Raw genomic sequence first — 16,075 nt, 5'->3', positions numbered from 1 at the left:
GCTAGACGGAAAACAGTTCGCTGGCCCAGCGTAGGAATGCCTGGGCCGCAGGGGAGGGGCGCATGGCGCTCGATTGCGCCAGCACCACCGACTGCGGGCTGACCGCTTCACGCAGAGGCCGGCACGCCAGCGGCCGGCCATCGTAGCTCTGGTCGCCTGCAGGCCGTGTGCATGAGAGCGCCACGCCATAGCCATGGGCGACCAGCCCGCGTTGCATCTCGAAGGTCTGGGTCAGTTGCTGGGCGCGTGGCTGCAGGTCGTGGGCCCAGAACAGCGAGAGGAAGTACTCGCGGGTTCGCGCGATGTCTTCGAGGATCAGGCACTCCTCGGCCAGGTCGGCCAACGATACCTGCTCCTGGCGGGCCAAGGGATGGTCCGCCGGCAACAGGGCATACGGCGCCACCTGTGCCAGAACCCGGCGCTCGATCTGTGGGTCCAGGCCTACGTCATAAGTCAGCGCCAATTCTGCCTTGCCCTCGTTCAAGCGCCGGTTGACCCCGGCAAGGTCGGTTTCGAACAAGGTGATGGCGACTTCCGGGTGGCGCTGGCGAAAGCCACTGAGCAGGCGCGGCGCGTACCACGGGCCTAGGTCCTGGAAGCAGATCAGGCTGAGGTTGCCGCGCAGCACTTCCGGCTCATCCCCCGCACTGCGTATGCCGGCCGCCATGGCCAGGATCTCGCGTGCCTGCTCCAGTAGTTGCCGCCCCGCCGGGCTCAGCTCCAGGCCCCGGCTGGCCTGGCGCAGGAACAGCTTTTCGCCCAGGATGGCCTCGAGCTGCGAGATCGCCAGCGACACCGAGGGCTGGGAGATGTGCTTGGCTCGCGCTGCGGCGCTGACGCTGCCCTGTTCGGCGGTGGCGACGAAGTACTCGAGCTGGCGAAAGGTAAAGCCGATCATTGTTGTCTTGACCTCGCTATCGCGGAGAGTCTTCCCGCGGTGTAGGGCTCATGAGAGTACAAGGAAATCCCCACGGTCGGGCGATGGGTATAAGAGAAAGCACGTGCACGGATTGCATTTGCGCTGCGGCACATCCATTATGCACGGTATGCAAAAACGCAACGTAGCCACCGTACTCAAAGCACTGCTCGACCGCCACGGCCTGTCACCGACGGAGCTGCACCGGCGCACGGGCGTTCCCCAATCCACGTTGTCGCGCATCCTCAGCGAGAAGATCGTCGACCCGTCCGACAAGCATGTGTCGAAGATCGCCGAGTACTTCGGCGTCAGTACCGACCAACTGCGCGGGCGCGTCGAGCTGGGCGAGTCCCGCGAGGCGGCGCAGCCGGCCCATGGCCATGCGGACCTGAGCGACATCAGCCTGTGGGACGACGAAACCCCCGTCGAGGATGACGAGGTGTCCGTTCCTTTTCTTCGAGAGGTCGAATTGGCAGCAGGATCAGGAAGATTCGTCATCGAGGAAAGCGAGAAGGCCCGCCTGCGCTTCGGCAAGCGCAGCCTGCGCCACAATGGCGTGCAGTTCGACCAGGCCAAGTGTGTGACCGTGCGCGGCAACAGTATGTTGCCGGTACTGCGTGACGGCGCGACGGTCGGGGTCAACACCGGCAAATGCGCGATTGGCGACATCATCGATGGTGACCTCTACGCCATTAACCACAATGGCCAGTTACGTGTGAAACAGGTCTACCGTCTGCCCACCGGTATTCGCTTGCGCAGCTTCAATCGCGATGAACACCCTGACGAGGACTACAGCTTCCAGCAGATGCAGGAAGAGCAGATCAGCCTGTTGGGCCATGTGTTCTGGTGGGGCATGTACGCTCGCTGAGGCATTTCCTTTTCAAGAAAACCCGCTTTGGCGGGTTTTTTTTCGTCCGCAGAAAATCCCTACAAGCCACGTCGTGCATAGCCTTCATGCATTTCAGCAAATTTTATTCGTTAGAAATATGAATTTATGCATTGACTGTATATGCATCAGTGCATAATCTGTGTCTCAAGCCGGTCGACACCGGTTGTTACACAGGCAGCGATGAACAGGCCTCGACTGTTCAGAGGGTTGGCAACTGGCCCGGGTGTGCAGCGTAAAGCACCACGATCAGTTATCCGGCGGGCAGGTGGCCGCGGTCGGAGACACCAATTCGAAGCGGAACCGCCAGGCGTCACCAGATGTGGCCGGCGGTTCGACAACGCATTACTGAAAAGCCTGGCAGCCCGGGCTTTTTGGAATGCCGAGTTCATACACAACCGTCCCGCCGGTAGCGCCGGCGGGCATTCATACAGGAGGCAGGACAGTGACGAACGAGCAACAGACGTTGCTGGAGATACCGCTCTGGCTGGTGATCGTCCTGGCATTGCTGGGCGGCCTGAGCGGTGAGATGTGGCGTGCCGACAAGGCTGGCGCGCGAGGATGGGCGCTGGTGCGCCGGCTGGCGTTGCGATCCGGGGCTTGCATGGTCTGCGGGGTCTCGACGGTGATGCTGCTGTACGCCAGCGGCATGTCGATCTGGAGCGCCAGCGCCTTTGGCTGCATGACTGCCATGGCAGGCGCCGACGTAGCTATCGGGCTCTACGAGCGCTGGGCGGCCAAACGCCTGGGGTTGCGTGATGTGCCCCAGGCCGATGAGCAATAGGAGGCATTGAAATGAGCGAACTGGCCACTTTGCATGCGGCCCTGACCGCAACGATTCGTGAGGCGATTCCTGAACTTGCGTCAGTCGATATCGCTTCTGATGTCGACAGCAGCACCGTCCTGCCGTCGCTGCGCCATGGCATCGTGCGCATGACCGCGGACGCCGCGCCCCGGGATGGGCGCTCGGTGCTGGTCACTACCTTCGAGGCGGATATTACCCCCGACCTCGGCAACTCTGATGCACGCCTGCAAGGAAGCCTGCTGGCCGCACAACTGATGGACCTGCTGCGCCAGCAGTATTGGGGCCTGGATTTTGTCGAGGCCAGCCGCAATGCGCTGGCGCAGTTCGAGGGTGGCCACTGGATTGTCCGTTGGGAGCAGCCGGTGCTGTTGGGCGAGCCCCAGTGGCACTGGCCTGATCAGCCGCCCGGCATGCTGATGTTGGGCATCGACCCGGACACCGGGTCGGGCAACGAGCACCGTTATATCGCTGCAGAGGACATCCCATGAGCTACGCCAGCGCGATGCATGACCGGATGCTGGCCAGCCTGGTCATCCCTTGCCGCGTTGTTGCGGTAGACCTGACCGCAGCTCGGGTGCGGGTATCCGATGGAGCCTGGACCAGTGCCTGGTTGCGCTGGCATTGCCTGGCCGCCGGTAAGGCACGTCACTGGCGGGCACCGAGCCTGGGCGAGCAGGGCGTGTTGGTCAGTCCCAGCGGTGAGCCGGCCCAGGGCACATTCGTGCCGGGTCTTTACGGCAATGCCGGCAGCGCGCCGGACAACCGCGACCATGTGGAGGTGTGGCGGTTCGAGGACGGCGGCTCGCTCGCCTATGACTGGCAGGCCAAGCGCTACGACATCCACCTGCCTGCCGGCAACGCCAGCATCAAGGTAGGCGCCAGCACCCTACGCGTCAGCGAGGGTGCCATCGAGCTCGACGCCACGGCTATCACCCTGACCGGCCAGGTCGCCATCAACGGGCCGCTGACCGTCAGCGGCGACATCAACGGCGGCGGCAGGATCATCGACACCGCTGGCAACACCGCTAACCACAAGCATTGATTGAGGCCCACTGCATCGGAAATGCCGGCGCCGACAAGCAGGTTTCCTGCTCCGTGGCGTCTGTATCGCGGGTTTAGCCGCGAACAGGTGCAGGCCCTAACCTGGAGAGACTCTTAAATGCGATTCCACCAACGGACCTCGCACCTTGCAACAGGAGGCGCACCATGATCGGCATGGACCGCCGCACCGGCCAACCTTTGGCCGGCATTGCCCACCTTCGTCAGTCCATCGAGGACATCCTGTCCACCCCGCTAGGCAGCAGGCGCATGCGCCCCGAGTACGGTAGCCAGTTGCGTCGCTACGTCGACTTGCCCGTCAACGACGGCTGGAAGAGCGCCGTGCAGGCGGAAGTCGCCCGCGCCTTGGGGCGTTGGGAGCCGCGCCTGAAGCTTGAGCGGGTGCGTGTGCTGTCGGTGCTCGACGGCCAGGTCAACCTCGCCCTCAGCGGCCGTTACCTGGGCGATGACGCCCTGGTGGAGGTCAGCATATGAGCCAGGTGGATTTGTCGAAACTCCCTGCGCCTCAGTTGCTCGAAGACCTTGACTACGAGGCGCTGTACCAAGCCGACCTGGAGGCCTTCCGCGCCCAGATGGGCGACGGGTGGACCGCCCAGTTGGAAAGCGATCCGGTAACCAAGCTGCTGGAGGTCGGGGCCTACCGCAAGCTGCTCAACCGCGCCCGTATCAACGACGCGGCCAAGGCGCTGCTGCTGGCCTACGCCCAAGGGAGCGACCTCGACCAACTGGCGGCCAACGTCAATCTCCAGCGCTTGGTGGTCCAGGCCGAGGACCTGCAGGCGGTGCCGCCGCTGGCGCAGGTGTTGGAAGCCGACGACGCCCTGCGCGAGCGGGTGCAACTGGTCTACGAAGGCCTGACCACCGCCGGCCCGCGCAACAGCTACATCTTGCATGCCCGCAACGCTTCTGGGCTGGTCGCTGACGCGACCGCTGAAAGTCCGTCTCCAGCGGTGGTAGATGTCACCGTGCTGAGCCTTGAGGGTGACGGCGTGGCCAGCGCTGAACTGCTGGAGCAGGTCAGGGTGTATCTCAATGACGACGACATCCGCCCGGTGGCCGATAGGGTCAACGTGCGCAGTGCACAGGTGCTGCCGTATCGCATCGATGCGGTGGTGTACATGACCGACAAGGGGCCGGAATCTGAGGCCGTTCTGGCCGAGTGCAAGCGCCGCCTGAATGCCTGGGTCAATCCGCGTCGTCGCTTGGGCCTGGAGGTGGCGCGTTCCGGCATCGATGCCCAGTTGCATATCGACGGTGTCAGCCGGGTGGAGTTGGGCGGATGGATTGATTTGCGCCCGACCAAAGCCCAGGCGGCTTGGTGCACGGGAATCGATGTGAAGCGGGGAGCCTGACATGCCAAGTCTGCTTCCCCTTAATCAAACACCTCTGGAACGGGCCATCGAGCGGGCCGGCGAGGAAGACCTGAGTGTCGATCTTCGTCTGCTCTATAGCCCGGATAACTGTCCATCACACCTGCTTTATCAACTGGCCTGGACCTGGTCGGTAGACCGCTGGGATGACGGCTGGAGCGACACCATCAAGCGTGCGGTGATCCGCTCGGCTTTTTTCGTCCATGCCCACAAAGGCACCCTCGGCGCGTTGCGCAGGGTGGTCGAGCCATTCGGTTATCTGATCGAGGTCAAGGAATGGTGGGAGTCCGAGCCGCCGGAGGTCCCCGGTACGTTTGCCCTGATGATCGGAGTGTCCGATGCCGGCATCGACGAAGACACCTATGAGCAGCTGTCGTCATTGATCGACGACGCCAGGCCTGTCAGCCGCCACCTGACCGGCTTGACCATCAGCCTTGAAAGCCGTGGCGAGTTCCATTTTGGCTGCGCATGCCAGGACGGCGATGAACTGGACATCTACCCGCTGGCAGAGCGCGATCTTGAGGTCGTCGGCCTGATCAGTCGCGGCGGCCGTGAACATACAATCGATACCTTGGATATTGCACATGGTTGACCAGAATTCACAGTTCTACGCGATTCTCACCAATGTGGGCGCAGCGAAACAGGCAAATGCGGATGCCTTAGGTATCCCATGGAAAATCACTCAGATGGGAGTCGGTGACGCCAACGGGGCGGACCCGACTCCCAGCGCCAGTCAGACCAAGTTAATCAACGAGTGGCGTCGGGCGCCGCTGAACCAGCTGAAAGTGGATGATAAGAACAGCGCCATCATTGTTGCTGAACAAGTCATTCCGGCAGATGTTGGCGGCCGTTGGATTCGTGAGATCGCACTTTACGACGCAGACGGCGACATGATTGCCGTGGCCAATTGTGCGCCCACCTTCAAGCCATTGTTGAGCCAAGGCTCGGGGCGAACCCAGGTGGTGCGCATGAACCTTGTAGTCAGCAGCGCTGCCAATGTGCAGTTGAAGATCGACCCCAGCGTGGTGCTTGCCACTCGTGAGTGGGTGACCGAGGAACTTGCGAGGCAGGACTTCAAGCACTCAGTGCAGGCGGCGACCACCGCGAATATCTCGCTCAGTGGCGTTCAACCCATCGATGGTGTGACGCTGGTGGCAGGAGCGCGGGTACTGGTGAAGAACCAGGCGCAAGCGAAGGATAACGGCCTTTATGAAATGGCTACTGGCGCCTGGACGCGTTGCAAAGATGCCAATACGTCCGCCAAGGTTACGCCAGGGCTTCTGGTACATGTCGAGCAGGGGACAGTCAACGGTGACAGTGCATGGCAGTTGGTCACCGATGGTGTGATCTCGCTGGGCGTGACAGCGTTGGTCTTCGAAATGGCGTTTGGCCGTACCGGAATTCTCGCGGGCACCTATCGTAGCGTCTCCGTGGATAAATATGGCCGAGTGGCAGCGGCTACCAACCCCACCACGGTTGCAGGCTATGGCCTGACCGACGTTTACACCAAGGCCCAAGTTGACACGGCGCTGGACCTCAAGGCCGACCTCGCTTCTCCGACTCTGAGTGGCACGCCGAAATCACCCACGCCGGCGATCAACAGTAACGATACGAGTATTGCCACAACTCAGTTTGCTCGACAGCTATTGGGTGCGTTTGGTTGGGGTGAGGGTGGCATCAGCGGTAGCAATCTACCCAGCGGAACCAATCTTAACAGTGTGACGAAGCCGGGTTCTTACGGACAGACAGCCAATGCCCAAGCCACTCTAATCCTCAATTACCCGGAGCCGGTGGCGGGTACTTTATTGGTGCAGGCCGCTTCCGCAACTATCTGCACGCAACTCTACATCACCTACAACAATGGGCGCGTGTACAGCCGTTCGTGTTATTCAGGTAACTGGTCGACGTGGGCCGAGCTGAGTCTCACCGATTCACCGATCTTTCGTGGAACGCCTACCGCCCCGACTGCGGTGAAGGGCACAAATACCCAGCAACTGGCGACGACCGCCTTTGTCCAAGGGGCAATTGCGGGTCTTGTCGATTCGGCACCCGGGACACTCGATACATTAAAGGAACTGGCCGGAGCATTGGCCAACGACCCGAACTTTGCCACCACCATGACCAATGCGCTGGCGGGCAAGCAGCCACTAGATGCGACCTTGACGGCGTTGGCAGGCGTTAACACGTCGGCGAACCAGTTGATCTACAGCACGGCCACCGACCAGTTCGCGACGACGCCATTGTCGGCGTTCATCCGTTCGTTGTTGGATGATGGTGATGCCGCAGCGGCTCGTGCCACCTTAGGTGCGGCGCAGACATCGCATGGTCATTCCATCGCTGAAATTTCGGGCCTGGGCGCTGCCTTGAATGCAGCCTATGGTCTTGCCCAAGGATCCACGGGTCAGGACCCCAATCTTGCAGCCGACCATGTAATTCTCTCGAACCATGCGAACACCCCGGACCCGACCTATTTCTGGCACATCACGACGACGTTCTATGTCGCAGTTGCTGCTACATCGAATCGTGCGCAATTGGCGATTCAGTACAACGGCGGGAATGCGGTTTATGCGCGGAGCTTCTATGGAAGCCAGTGGACCGCTTGGGCGAGACTCGATAACGGCGTACCTCCTGGCAGTATCATCTATGTCGCCAGATCGACACCCCCGGTGGGCTACATCAAGGCGAACGGTGCAGCAGTAGGACGCGTCGCCTATGCTGGCCTGTTCGCCCAGATTGGTACGACATTCGGGGGCGGCGATGGTAGTACCACCTTCAACGTACCGGATTTGCGTGGCGAGTTTATCCGTGGCCTGGATGATGGTCGTGGCATGGATCCCAGCCGGGTCCTGGGCTCGATACAAGCCGGTCAGAACCTCAGCCACACCCATACTGGTTCTGCTGCCGCTGCTGGCGCTCATACGCACACCATCAGCGGTACAGCGCTGACTGCGGGTGAGCACACCCACACCGCACCTCGTGCTCAGAACAACGACGTAGGTGGTGGTTCACCCAACTTCACCACCGCGAATTTGCTCAATGGCACCACGGCCCCTACCCACGCTGCCGGTGCCCACACTCATTCGATCTCCGGTACTGCCGCAGCTGCTGGCGATCACACGCACGTCGTTACGATTGCCGCGAACGGCGGCAACGAAGCGCGCCCGCGCAACATGGCATTGCTCGCATGCATCAAATACTGACGAGGCAACAATGGACGCCCCTACGATCTACTATGTTCACCCGGACACGCTGGAGTATATCGGTAACGGATTTGCCGATCCGAGCCCACTCGAGGAAGGGAAATGGCTCATACCGGCTTTCGCCTATACCGACGCGCTTCCAGAACAGCGTACTGGTTACGCAATTGTACGTAACCAGTTCCTCGAAGCCTGGGAGCTGGTCGAAGACAACCGTGGCACGGTTTATCTGACTGCTACCGGCGAGGCTCGCGATCATCTCACGTTAGGACCTCTGCCGGCTGAATTGACTCGTGTGCCATATCCAGGTCCTTTCCATATCTGGAACGGAAGCCAGTGGGTCGCGGATGCTGAGGCCCAATACGAAAAAGCTATGGCTGAAGCGATCGCGTTGTGTGACAGAAAGCTCACCGAAGCTGCCGTGCGCATCATGCCGCTGGAAGACGCCGCAGATATCGGTGAGGCGTCCGAAGAAGAGCAGGCCACTCTGCTGGCCTGGAAGCGCTATCGGATCGACCTCAGCCGAGTGAGCCAGCAACCAGGTTATCCCTTGTCTTTCAAATGGCCGACGAGCCCTGACCAAACTCGCGCCGAGCAGCCCTGATGAATCCCTCGGCGCCATGCTCCCAAAACCCTGAAGGCCTTGCCACCACGCAAGGCCTTTTCTTTATCTAAATGGAGAAAATACCTATGACTGGATTCTTCCACGGCGTCACCGTGACCAACGTCGACACCGGCGCACGCAGCATCGCGCTGCCGTCGTCTTCGATCATCGGCTTGGTCGACACCTTCACTGAAGGCCCGGGCGTCACCGCCAAGGCCAACGACTTGGTACTGATCACCAGCGAGCGCGAAGCGGTCGCGGCATTCGGCAAGGACGCGGCGATCACCAAGGCCTGCCGCGCCGTCTATACCCGCGCCAAGGCGGTGATCGTCGCCTGCGGCGTGGCCAAGGTCGAAGACGCTGCCGAGCAGACCGCCGCCATCATCGGCACTGTCCAGAACGACGGCAAGCGTACCGGCCTTCAGGCATTGCTCGATGGCAAGAGCCGCTTCAACGCCCAGCCACGCCTGCTGGTGGCGCCCAAGCACAGCGCCACCGATGCAGTCGGCACGGCCCTGGTGGCATTGGCCGACAAGCTGCGCGGCATCGCCATCATCGACGGCCCCAATACCACTGACGAGGCGGCCATCGCCTACGCCGGCAACTTTGGCGCCAAGCGGGCCTTCATGGTCGACCCAGGCGTGCGTTACTGGGACAACGACAGCGAAGCCACCGTCGACGCGCCGGGCTCGGCCTGGGTCGCCGGCCTGTTCGCCTGGACCGACAACGAATACGGCTTCTGGGCCTCGCCTTCGAACAAGGAATTCGTCGGCATCACCGGCACCGGTCGCCCGGTGGAGTTCCTCGATGGCGACGACAGCTGCCGCGCCAACCTGCTGAACAACGCCAACGTCGCCACCATCATCCGCGACGACGGCTTCCGTCTGTGGGGCAACCGTACGCTGTCGAGCGACCCGAAATGGGCCTTCGTCACCCGCGTGCGGACCCTGGACATCGTCATGGACGCGATTCTGTACGGTCACAAATGGGCCGTCGATCGTGCCATCACCGCCACCTACGTCAAGGACGTCACCGAAGGCCTGCAGGCCTTCATGCGCGACCTGAAGAACCAAGGCGCGATCATCAACTTCGAGGTCTATGCCGACCCCGAGCTGAACACCGCCAGCCAGCTGGAGCAGGGCAAGGTGTATTGGAACATCCGCTTCACCGACGTCCCGCCCGCCGAAAACCCCAACTTCCGCGTTGAAGTCACCAACCAGTGGCTGACCGAAGTTCTCGATTCCGCTGCTTAAGGAGCGCATTACATGGCAATGATTCCCGAAACACTGGCCAACCTGAACCTGTTCGTCGATGGCGTTAGCTTCCAGGGCGATGTCCCCAGCCTGACCCTGCCCAAGCTCACCCTGAAAATGGAGGAGCACCGCCCAGGCGGCATGGACATGCCGGTCGAGATGGACCTGGGCATGGAAAAACTCGAAGCGGCCTTCAGCACCACCGGCGTGCGTCGCGAGTCCCTGAAGTTCTTCGGCCTGGCCGATGCCAGCGCCTTCAACGGTACTTTCCGCGGGGCCTTCAAGGGCCTGAAGGGCAAGATCACCCCAGTGGTCGTCACCCTGCGTGGTGCGCTCAAGGAGGTCGAGATGGGCGATTGGAAGTCCGCTGAAAAAGCCGAGATCAAGCACAGCGTCGCCGTGACCTTCTACAAGCTCGAAGTCGATGGCCGCCCGGTCTACGAGATCGACGCCTTGGGCATGAAGCGCGTGATCAACGGTGTCGATCAACTGGCCGCCCAGCGCGCGGCCCTTGGCTTGTAAGGAGGCCTGACGATGGCTCAAGCGAAAAAGCTTCCGCAATGGCTGACCCTCAGTGCCGACCGCGTGACCGTGCGGCTTTCGCGCCCCAGTGAGGCCAATGGCGTGCAGGTCGACAGCCTGTCGTTGCGCGCCCCGACGGTGCGCGACATCCGCAACGCCCAGGCAGGCGGCGCCAATGACGACGAGCAGCGCGAACTGAACCTGTTCGCCTCCCTCGCCGAAGTCGGTGTCAAGGATCTGGAAGGCCTGGCCCTGAAGGACTACAGCCGCCTGCAGAGTGGCTACTTTCGCCTGGTGCAGGACGACGAGCTTTGACCCTGCCCGGCAGAAGGCCGCCGCCCGGCGGCTGGCCAAGGAGCTGAACTTTTCCGCGAGCGAAATCATGACCATGTCGTACAGCGACATGGTCTGGTGGCTGGCGGAGTGATCAGGAGGAACCTATGGAGAACACATCGGTGCTCACCGTCGGCGTCACCAGCGATCGGGCACTGGGCAGTACCTTCAATACGTTGCGCGCTCAATTCGAACGCTTGCGCATGCCGCTTGAGGGCATGCAAGTCGAGCCGTACATCAGCGAGATCAGCCGTCTGGGGTTGGAGGTCGACAAGACGGCACAGGCCCAAAGACGGCTGGCCAGCGATCAGACATGGGCCTTGAAGGCGCAGGTCGACCAGGTGCGGCGCCTGACCGATGAGATCGAGCGCCTGCGCAAGCTTTGCCTGTCTGCAAGCGAGATTGGCTCCTCGCAGGCGCCGCGCCAGACCGTCGTGATGAGGCCTGTACAGGGGCCTATGGGCAGCGATCCGCCTGAGCCGCGTAGCTCGGAACAGGGATTCATCCCTCTGGAGTCGGCGAATAGTGGTCTGACGGCAGTCAGGGCCGGCATGATCGGCACGGCCACCGTCGGTGCAGGCGTTGCCGCTGCTGCGCTTGGGCGTGCTGCGCACAGGATGTATAAGCGCCAATCACTTAAAAGGCGCCGTGAGATCACCCGTGGCGTTCGGCAGAGCGCTGGCAAGGCGGGCGCCAAGCTGGTCAGCAAACTGGGGTTGGCGACGTTGGAGGACAGTGGCCAGGACCAGGCCGAGGCGGTGGGTGCAGCTCTCGGCGGTGCGCTCGGAAACATGGGAGCGCAATTGCTGGGTGGCCTGACCAAGAACAAGCAGATCCAAATGCATGGGGGTGAGATCGGTGAGCTGATAGGGGAGGGTGTCGGCGGCTTTATCGGCAAGACATTCCATGGCTGGTTTTCCGACACGGTGGGCGCCAACGAGGTGCCTGACGACAGCGCAGTGCAGGCGTCACCGGCCTTATCGCAGCAACCCGCGGAACAAGGGGCGTTTTCTCAGGGGCTGCAGACAAGCAGCCGGGAAGGCATCAACAGGGGATTGGCCATAGGCGGTGCCCTCGTTGGTACCGCAGCGGTGGCGATGGCCGGACGCAAAGCCCATAAAGCTTACTCGCGTCTGCCACGTAAGCGGCGCAATAGACTCGCTGGCGGTCTGCGGGAGAGCGCTGGCAAAGCTGGTGCCAAGCTGATCGGTAATTTGGGTTTGGCCCTGCTTGAGGACAGCGGCGAAGACCAAGCTGAAGCAGTCGGATCCGCGCTTGGCGGTGCGATGGGGAACCTCGGCACGCAGCTGTTGGGAGGCCTGACCAAGAACAAGCGGATCCAGCAGTACGGCGGTGAGATCGGCGAATTGATCGGCGAAGGCGTCGGCGGCTTCATCGGCAAGACGGTCCATGGGGTGTTCTCCGGCACGCCGGCTGCCAATGATCCGTCCGCCACAACAGCCCCCGGTGGTGCCATAAGCCGTTCAGTCTCGGGCCATGCACACCAAGTCGTTGATGAATGGGCGTCGGATGAAAGCGGTGAGCAAGTGGAGGAGGAAGAGGAAGAAGAGGAGGTGGATGAAGCAGCGCCCGAGCCTGCGTTTTCCGAGGCGCAGGAGCCTGCTTCTACAGCCCTCCTGCAAAGGGCTGCCCAGAAGCCTGCTTTCGCCCTAGCCAGCACCGCGTTCACCGGCCTTGCAGGTAAGGCCAGGCCTGGCAGTGCCGGCGCTTCCTTGGCTCGACGGGCGTTCAGACGAGTGCCAGGCGTTGCGTTGCTCGACACCGGCCTGCAACTTGCCGAAACCTTCAACAGCGACGCCACCCAGGAGCAGAAGCTCGAAGGCTATGGCAGCGCTGTCGGTGGTCTGGGTGGTGGCCTTGCTGGTGCAGCCGCCGGTGCGGCTATCGGTTCGGTAGTACCGGTGATCGGGACCGCGATCGGCGGCTTGATCGGAGGCGTGTTGGGCAGCATGGGTGGAGAGGGTATCGGTGGCTGGCTAGGTAGGACGCTGGCCTCGAACAAGGACGAAGCGGCTGGCAAACCTGCCGTGAGCGAGGCGGCGCGGGTACTGGATACTGCCTCTGCGCCGCCAACCTTGCCTGCATCACCCGCTGCGTCGCCGACGCAACCGACTCCTCCCACCACCATCAACCAGCAATTCACCTTCACATCCAATATGCCGGTCACTTTCAACAACAGCCTGGATGATCCTTCGGTCCTCCAGCAACTGGAGATGATCGCCCGGCGTCAGCTGGAAGAGCTGATGCGCCAAGCCCGCTCGGCGCAATTGGCAGACACCCCACATATCGCACTTTGAGGACTATCCATGACCTATATGGAGCAGCTGCAAGCCACGCTGCACGCCCTGGTCAAGGCGGGAGAGGCAGGGCGTCGGCGTGCCGATGCCATGCTCGATCCGATGGCCGAGGCGATCGATCATATCCAGGGCGCCGTCTCCGACCTGGAGGCGTTGCCGGTGGTCGGCCCGATCATTGGGGCCAAACTCCAGCGCACCCTGGGTGCGATCAACCGGGCCCAGGATCAGGTGGCCAAGGTCGTGGCCAAATATGACCAGACGGTGGCAGTGGTACGGCAGGTGCGGGAGCGCATCGACAGTTTTGCCGGCCATGCGGCCAAAGCCGGCGCGGCGATCCGTCGTGTTGTCGGGGCGGTGAGTTCGACGGTGGAGGGCGTGCTGTCGACTCTGGGCTTCGCGCCCGAGGTAACGCCCGCCGCCGAAGCGGTCAAGCCGTTCCCTCACCTGTTGGTTCTGCAACCGTTGAAGCCAGGCGCTGCGCCCTATTATTTCAACCTCGATACCGCTGCCTTCGATCAGTTGCGTCGCCAGACGCGCTATCGCTGGGTCGGGCAAGAGCGCCTGAGCCGCGACAACGCGCAACAGGCTGTCAGCCTGGGCGAGGAGCACATCTACATCCGCGGGGCCATCTACCCCGGCTTCAAGGGCGGCATCGGCCAGTTGCAGGCGCTGCGCAGCATCGGCCGTCAACTGTTGCCCCTGTCCTTGACCACCGGCTACGGCGAGGTGCTCGGCACTTGGTGCCTGACCAGCATCGAAGAGGAGCAGAGCCAACTGTTGGCTGGCGGCATTCCGCGCAAACAAGGGTTTTCACTGGAGTTCGTGAGCTATGGCCAAGACCTGCGCAACCTCTGAGGGCGATCTGCTCGACACGCTCTGCCAGCACTACTACGGGCACCTTGTGGGCTCCGTCGAGGCGGTGCTGGATGCCAACCAAGGACTGGCGGATGAGCCTCAGCCGTTTCGCGCAGGCGTGAGGATTCGACTGCCGGAGCTGCCCGCGGTGGCGAGCGACACCCTGCAACTGTGGGACTGATGCGTGGCCGGTTTCGACCGGGCCGGGCAACGGTTCCTCCCAAGGAGCCTGACATGCAACCGCAATTTCGCATTACCGCCGACGGACACGACGTTACCCTGCTGATCAACGACCGCCTGCTCTCACTGCGCACCACGGACAAGCCTGGCCTTGAGTCGGACGAGTTCGAGTTGCGCATCGATGCCCGTGACGGCGCTGTCGCACTGCCGTCCCGGGGCGCCGTGCTCGAGGTGCACCTGGGCTATGCCGGACAGACACTGAACCTGCTAGGGCGCTACACCGTCGATGAGGTCGAGCTGGCCGGCCCGCCGGACACCCTGGTGATCCGAGGCAAGGCCAGCGACCTGCGTGGCAGCGGCAAGACCATACGCAGCGGCAGTTGGGAGCAGGTCACGCTGCAGCGCATCGTTGCCGACATCGCTGCCCGCAATGGCTGGCAGACGGTGTGCCCCGTGACGCTGCACGTGCCGCGGGTCGATCAGTACAGCGAGTCCGATTTCAATTTCATCACCCGCCTGGCACGGCTGCACGACTGCACTGCGAAGCTTGCCAATGGCCAGCTGTTGGTACTGCCGCGCCAGGGAGGGCAGAGCGCCAGCGGCAAGGCCCTCGGGGTGGTAAGTGTTACGCGCGTCGATGTCAGTCAGTGGCAGTTTCGCCTGGGCGATAAAACCACGCACAAAGCGGTACGCGCCCGCCACCAAGATCCTGCCAGCGGTGAACTCAAGACGGTCGAGCTCGCCAATGGCGATGCGCCGGACGGCCTGCAACCGGTGTACACCGATCGCCATCTCTACCCCAACCGCGCTGCCGCTGAACAAGCGGCCAGGGCCCGCCTGGCCAGCTTCAATCGCGACACCGCCAGCGTGCGCCTGGACATGCCAGGGCGTACCGACCTCTTCGCCGAGCGACGTATCAATCTGCAAGGGTTTCTTCCTGGCCTGGACGGGGACTATCTGGTCGAATCGGTCGAGCAGGTGTTCACCATGTCGGGCTGGCGCACCACCGTGCAATGCAATGGCGGTAATGGGGGGAAGGCAAAAGCAAAAGGGAATGCCCCCAAGCGTAGCGGCCTGATGAAGCAGTAATGGAGAGGGTAGCTGTGCAGATTTCCGGGTGCCTGTGGCGCTCAGCGCTCCCTAAAGTCGTCCTTCAACCCTGAGGACGACAGAGGAGTGTCGAGCGATGTCTGGAGCAATCACCTGCCGAGATATATGTGTCATAGACAATGGAATCACTGCCCAAGAGCACTCGAAACTGCTGGAGTTATTGAGTGGCGCTGTATGGCGATATGGCTGGCCCTATCCGTACTCACCATTGGAGCGTCCTTGTTGGCACAGCTTTATTGCAGGGACGCGTAGAGGCGAACTAGAGGACTGTGAACAAGAACTGCGTGAGCGATCGGAATGGGCATTTCTCGCGGACTGCTGGGCGCGCATAAAGGCCGTTCATATGCCTGAAGCGATCTTACTCGGCGTATACGCAAATGGACAAACCAGCGCTCAGGACGGCCCCATACACCGGGACAATACACCTGACGAACCGGGGCGCACCGTGATGTTGTTCTGTAGTGAACACTGGGCGACCTGCTGGGGCGGTGAATTGATGTTCTATGCAGACGACAAGGAAACAATCCTCACAGCCGTTCAGCCCAAGGCACGACGGGTCGTCGTGTTCAATGGCCAGATACACCATGGTGCCAGGGCTCCTGCCACTAGCTGCAACCGGTTGCGCATGAGCGTTGCATTCAAGACGCTGATTAAGGGGTAGTGTCGT

At 62.0% G+C, this 16,075-nt stretch carries 18 protein-coding genes and 1 pseudogene; 18 read left to right on the top strand and 1 reads right to left on the bottom strand.

The window, feature by feature from the left end; all coding sequences use genetic code 11:
* Position 1: 1 nt before the first annotated feature.
* Complete coding sequence (locus HMPREF3173_RS08515) at positions 2–898, bottom strand: LysR substrate-binding domain-containing protein (RefSeq protein WP_070572348.1); 897 nt, start codon at positions 896–898, stop codon at positions 2–4.
* Positions 899–1,037: 139 nt separating this feature from the next.
* On the opposite strand from HMPREF3173_RS08515, the gene HMPREF3173_RS08510 reads away from it, so the two are divergent.
* The 18 genes and pseudogenes from HMPREF3173_RS08510 (at position 1,038) to HMPREF3173_RS25255 (ending at position 16,069) form a co-directional block, all read left to right on the top strand.
* Entirely contained in the window at positions 1,038–1,784 is a 747-nt protein-coding gene (locus HMPREF3173_RS08510) for a LexA family transcriptional regulator (RefSeq protein ID WP_043208797.1), read from the top strand.
* Positions 1,785–2,247: 463 nt separating this feature from the next.
* Positions 2,248–2,586, top strand: coding sequence for a phage holin family protein (locus HMPREF3173_RS08505; RefSeq protein ID WP_070572346.1), 339 nt, complete (start codon positions 2,248–2,250; stop codon positions 2,584–2,586).
* 11 nt (positions 2,587–2,597) lie between these two features.
* Positions 2,598–3,095, top strand: coding sequence for a hypothetical protein (locus HMPREF3173_RS08500; RefSeq protein ID WP_070572344.1), 498 nt, complete (start codon positions 2,598–2,600; stop codon positions 3,093–3,095).
* Positions 3,092–3,649, top strand: coding sequence for a phage baseplate assembly protein V (locus HMPREF3173_RS08495; protein WP_070572342.1), 558 nt, complete (start codon positions 3,092–3,094; stop codon positions 3,647–3,649). Before HMPREF3173_RS08500 ends, HMPREF3173_RS08495 begins: the two co-directional genes overlap by 4 nt.
* A 164-nt stretch (positions 3,650–3,813) precedes the next feature.
* Positions 3,814–4,140 (top strand): GPW/gp25 family protein, encoded by a 327-nt coding sequence (locus HMPREF3173_RS08490; RefSeq protein ID WP_070572340.1) that lies wholly within the window; start codon positions 3,814–3,816, stop codon positions 4,138–4,140.
* Positions 4,137–5,018: a baseplate assembly protein gene (locus HMPREF3173_RS08485; protein ID WP_070572337.1), complete on the top strand. Its 882-nt coding sequence runs from the start codon at positions 4,137–4,139 to the stop codon at positions 5,016–5,018. The genes HMPREF3173_RS08490 and HMPREF3173_RS08485 overlap by 4 nt, the downstream gene beginning before the upstream one ends.
* Position 5,019: 1 nt before the next feature.
* Positions 5,020–5,628 carry a phage tail protein I gene (locus HMPREF3173_RS08480; RefSeq protein ID WP_070572335.1) on the top strand — a complete coding sequence of 203 codons (609 nt, stop codon included), beginning with the start codon at positions 5,020–5,022 and terminating at the stop codon, positions 5,626–5,628.
* A pseudogene (locus tag HMPREF3173_RS24305) lies at positions 5,621–6,730 on the top strand (phage tail protein); the annotation flags it as partial. The gene HMPREF3173_RS08480 and the pseudogene HMPREF3173_RS24305, both read left to right, overlap by 8 nt.
* Positions 6,731–7,153: 423 nt before the next feature.
* Positions 7,154–8,236, top strand: a complete 1,083-nt coding sequence (locus tag HMPREF3173_RS24300; RefSeq protein ID WP_139146832.1) for a phage tail protein — start codon at positions 7,154–7,156, stop codon at positions 8,234–8,236.
* Positions 8,237–8,246: 10 nt separating this feature from the next.
* Complete coding sequence (locus tag HMPREF3173_RS08470) at positions 8,247–8,837, top strand: tail fiber assembly protein (RefSeq protein ID WP_070572333.1); 591 nt, start codon at positions 8,247–8,249, stop codon at positions 8,835–8,837.
* Positions 8,838–8,923: 86 nt separating this feature from the next.
* A complete protein-coding gene (locus HMPREF3173_RS08465) occupies positions 8,924–10,090 on the top strand; it encodes a phage tail sheath subtilisin-like domain-containing protein (protein WP_043208780.1) in 1,167 nt (388 codons plus the stop codon).
* A gap of 12 nt (positions 10,091–10,102) precedes the next feature.
* Positions 10,103–10,612 (top strand): phage major tail tube protein, encoded by a 510-nt coding sequence (locus tag HMPREF3173_RS08460; RefSeq protein WP_070094583.1) that lies wholly within the window; start codon positions 10,103–10,105, stop codon positions 10,610–10,612.
* A gap of 12 nt (positions 10,613–10,624) precedes the next feature.
* On the top strand, positions 10,625–10,927 hold the full coding sequence (locus HMPREF3173_RS08455) for a phage tail assembly protein (RefSeq protein WP_070572329.1): 303 nt from the start codon (positions 10,625–10,627) through the stop codon (positions 10,925–10,927).
* Positions 10,928–11,148: 221 nt separating this feature from the next.
* Positions 11,149–13,263: a hypothetical protein gene (locus tag HMPREF3173_RS24890; RefSeq protein WP_256544170.1), complete on the top strand. Its 2,115-nt coding sequence runs from the start codon at positions 11,149–11,151 to the stop codon at positions 13,261–13,263.
* Positions 13,264–13,272: 9 nt separating this feature from the next.
* Positions 13,273–14,118: a phage tail protein gene (locus HMPREF3173_RS08445; RefSeq protein ID WP_070572325.1), complete on the top strand. Its 846-nt coding sequence runs from the start codon at positions 13,273–13,275 to the stop codon at positions 14,116–14,118.
* On the top strand, positions 14,093–14,299 hold the full coding sequence (locus HMPREF3173_RS08440; protein ID WP_043208769.1) for a tail protein X: 207 nt from the start codon (positions 14,093–14,095) through the stop codon (positions 14,297–14,299). Before HMPREF3173_RS08445 ends, HMPREF3173_RS08440 begins: the two co-directional genes overlap by 26 nt.
* A 53-nt stretch (positions 14,300–14,352) precedes the next feature.
* Entirely contained in the window at positions 14,353–15,387 is a 1,035-nt protein-coding gene (locus HMPREF3173_RS08435) for a phage late control D family protein (protein ID WP_070572324.1), read from the top strand.
* 97 nt (positions 15,388–15,484) lie between these two features.
* Positions 15,485–16,069 carry a 2OG-Fe(II) oxygenase gene (locus HMPREF3173_RS25255; protein ID WP_083299961.1) on the top strand — a complete coding sequence of 195 codons (585 nt, stop codon included), beginning with the start codon at positions 15,485–15,487 and terminating at the stop codon, positions 16,067–16,069.
* The last annotated feature ends 6 nt before the right edge of the window (positions 16,070–16,075 follow it).

The organism is Pseudomonas sp. HMSC08G10, assembly GCF_001808425.1.
Taxonomy (GTDB): domain Bacteria; phylum Pseudomonadota; class Gammaproteobacteria; order Pseudomonadales; family Pseudomonadaceae; genus Aquipseudomonas; species Aquipseudomonas guariconensis.
This window is presented reverse-complemented; position numbering and strand designations above follow the sequence as displayed.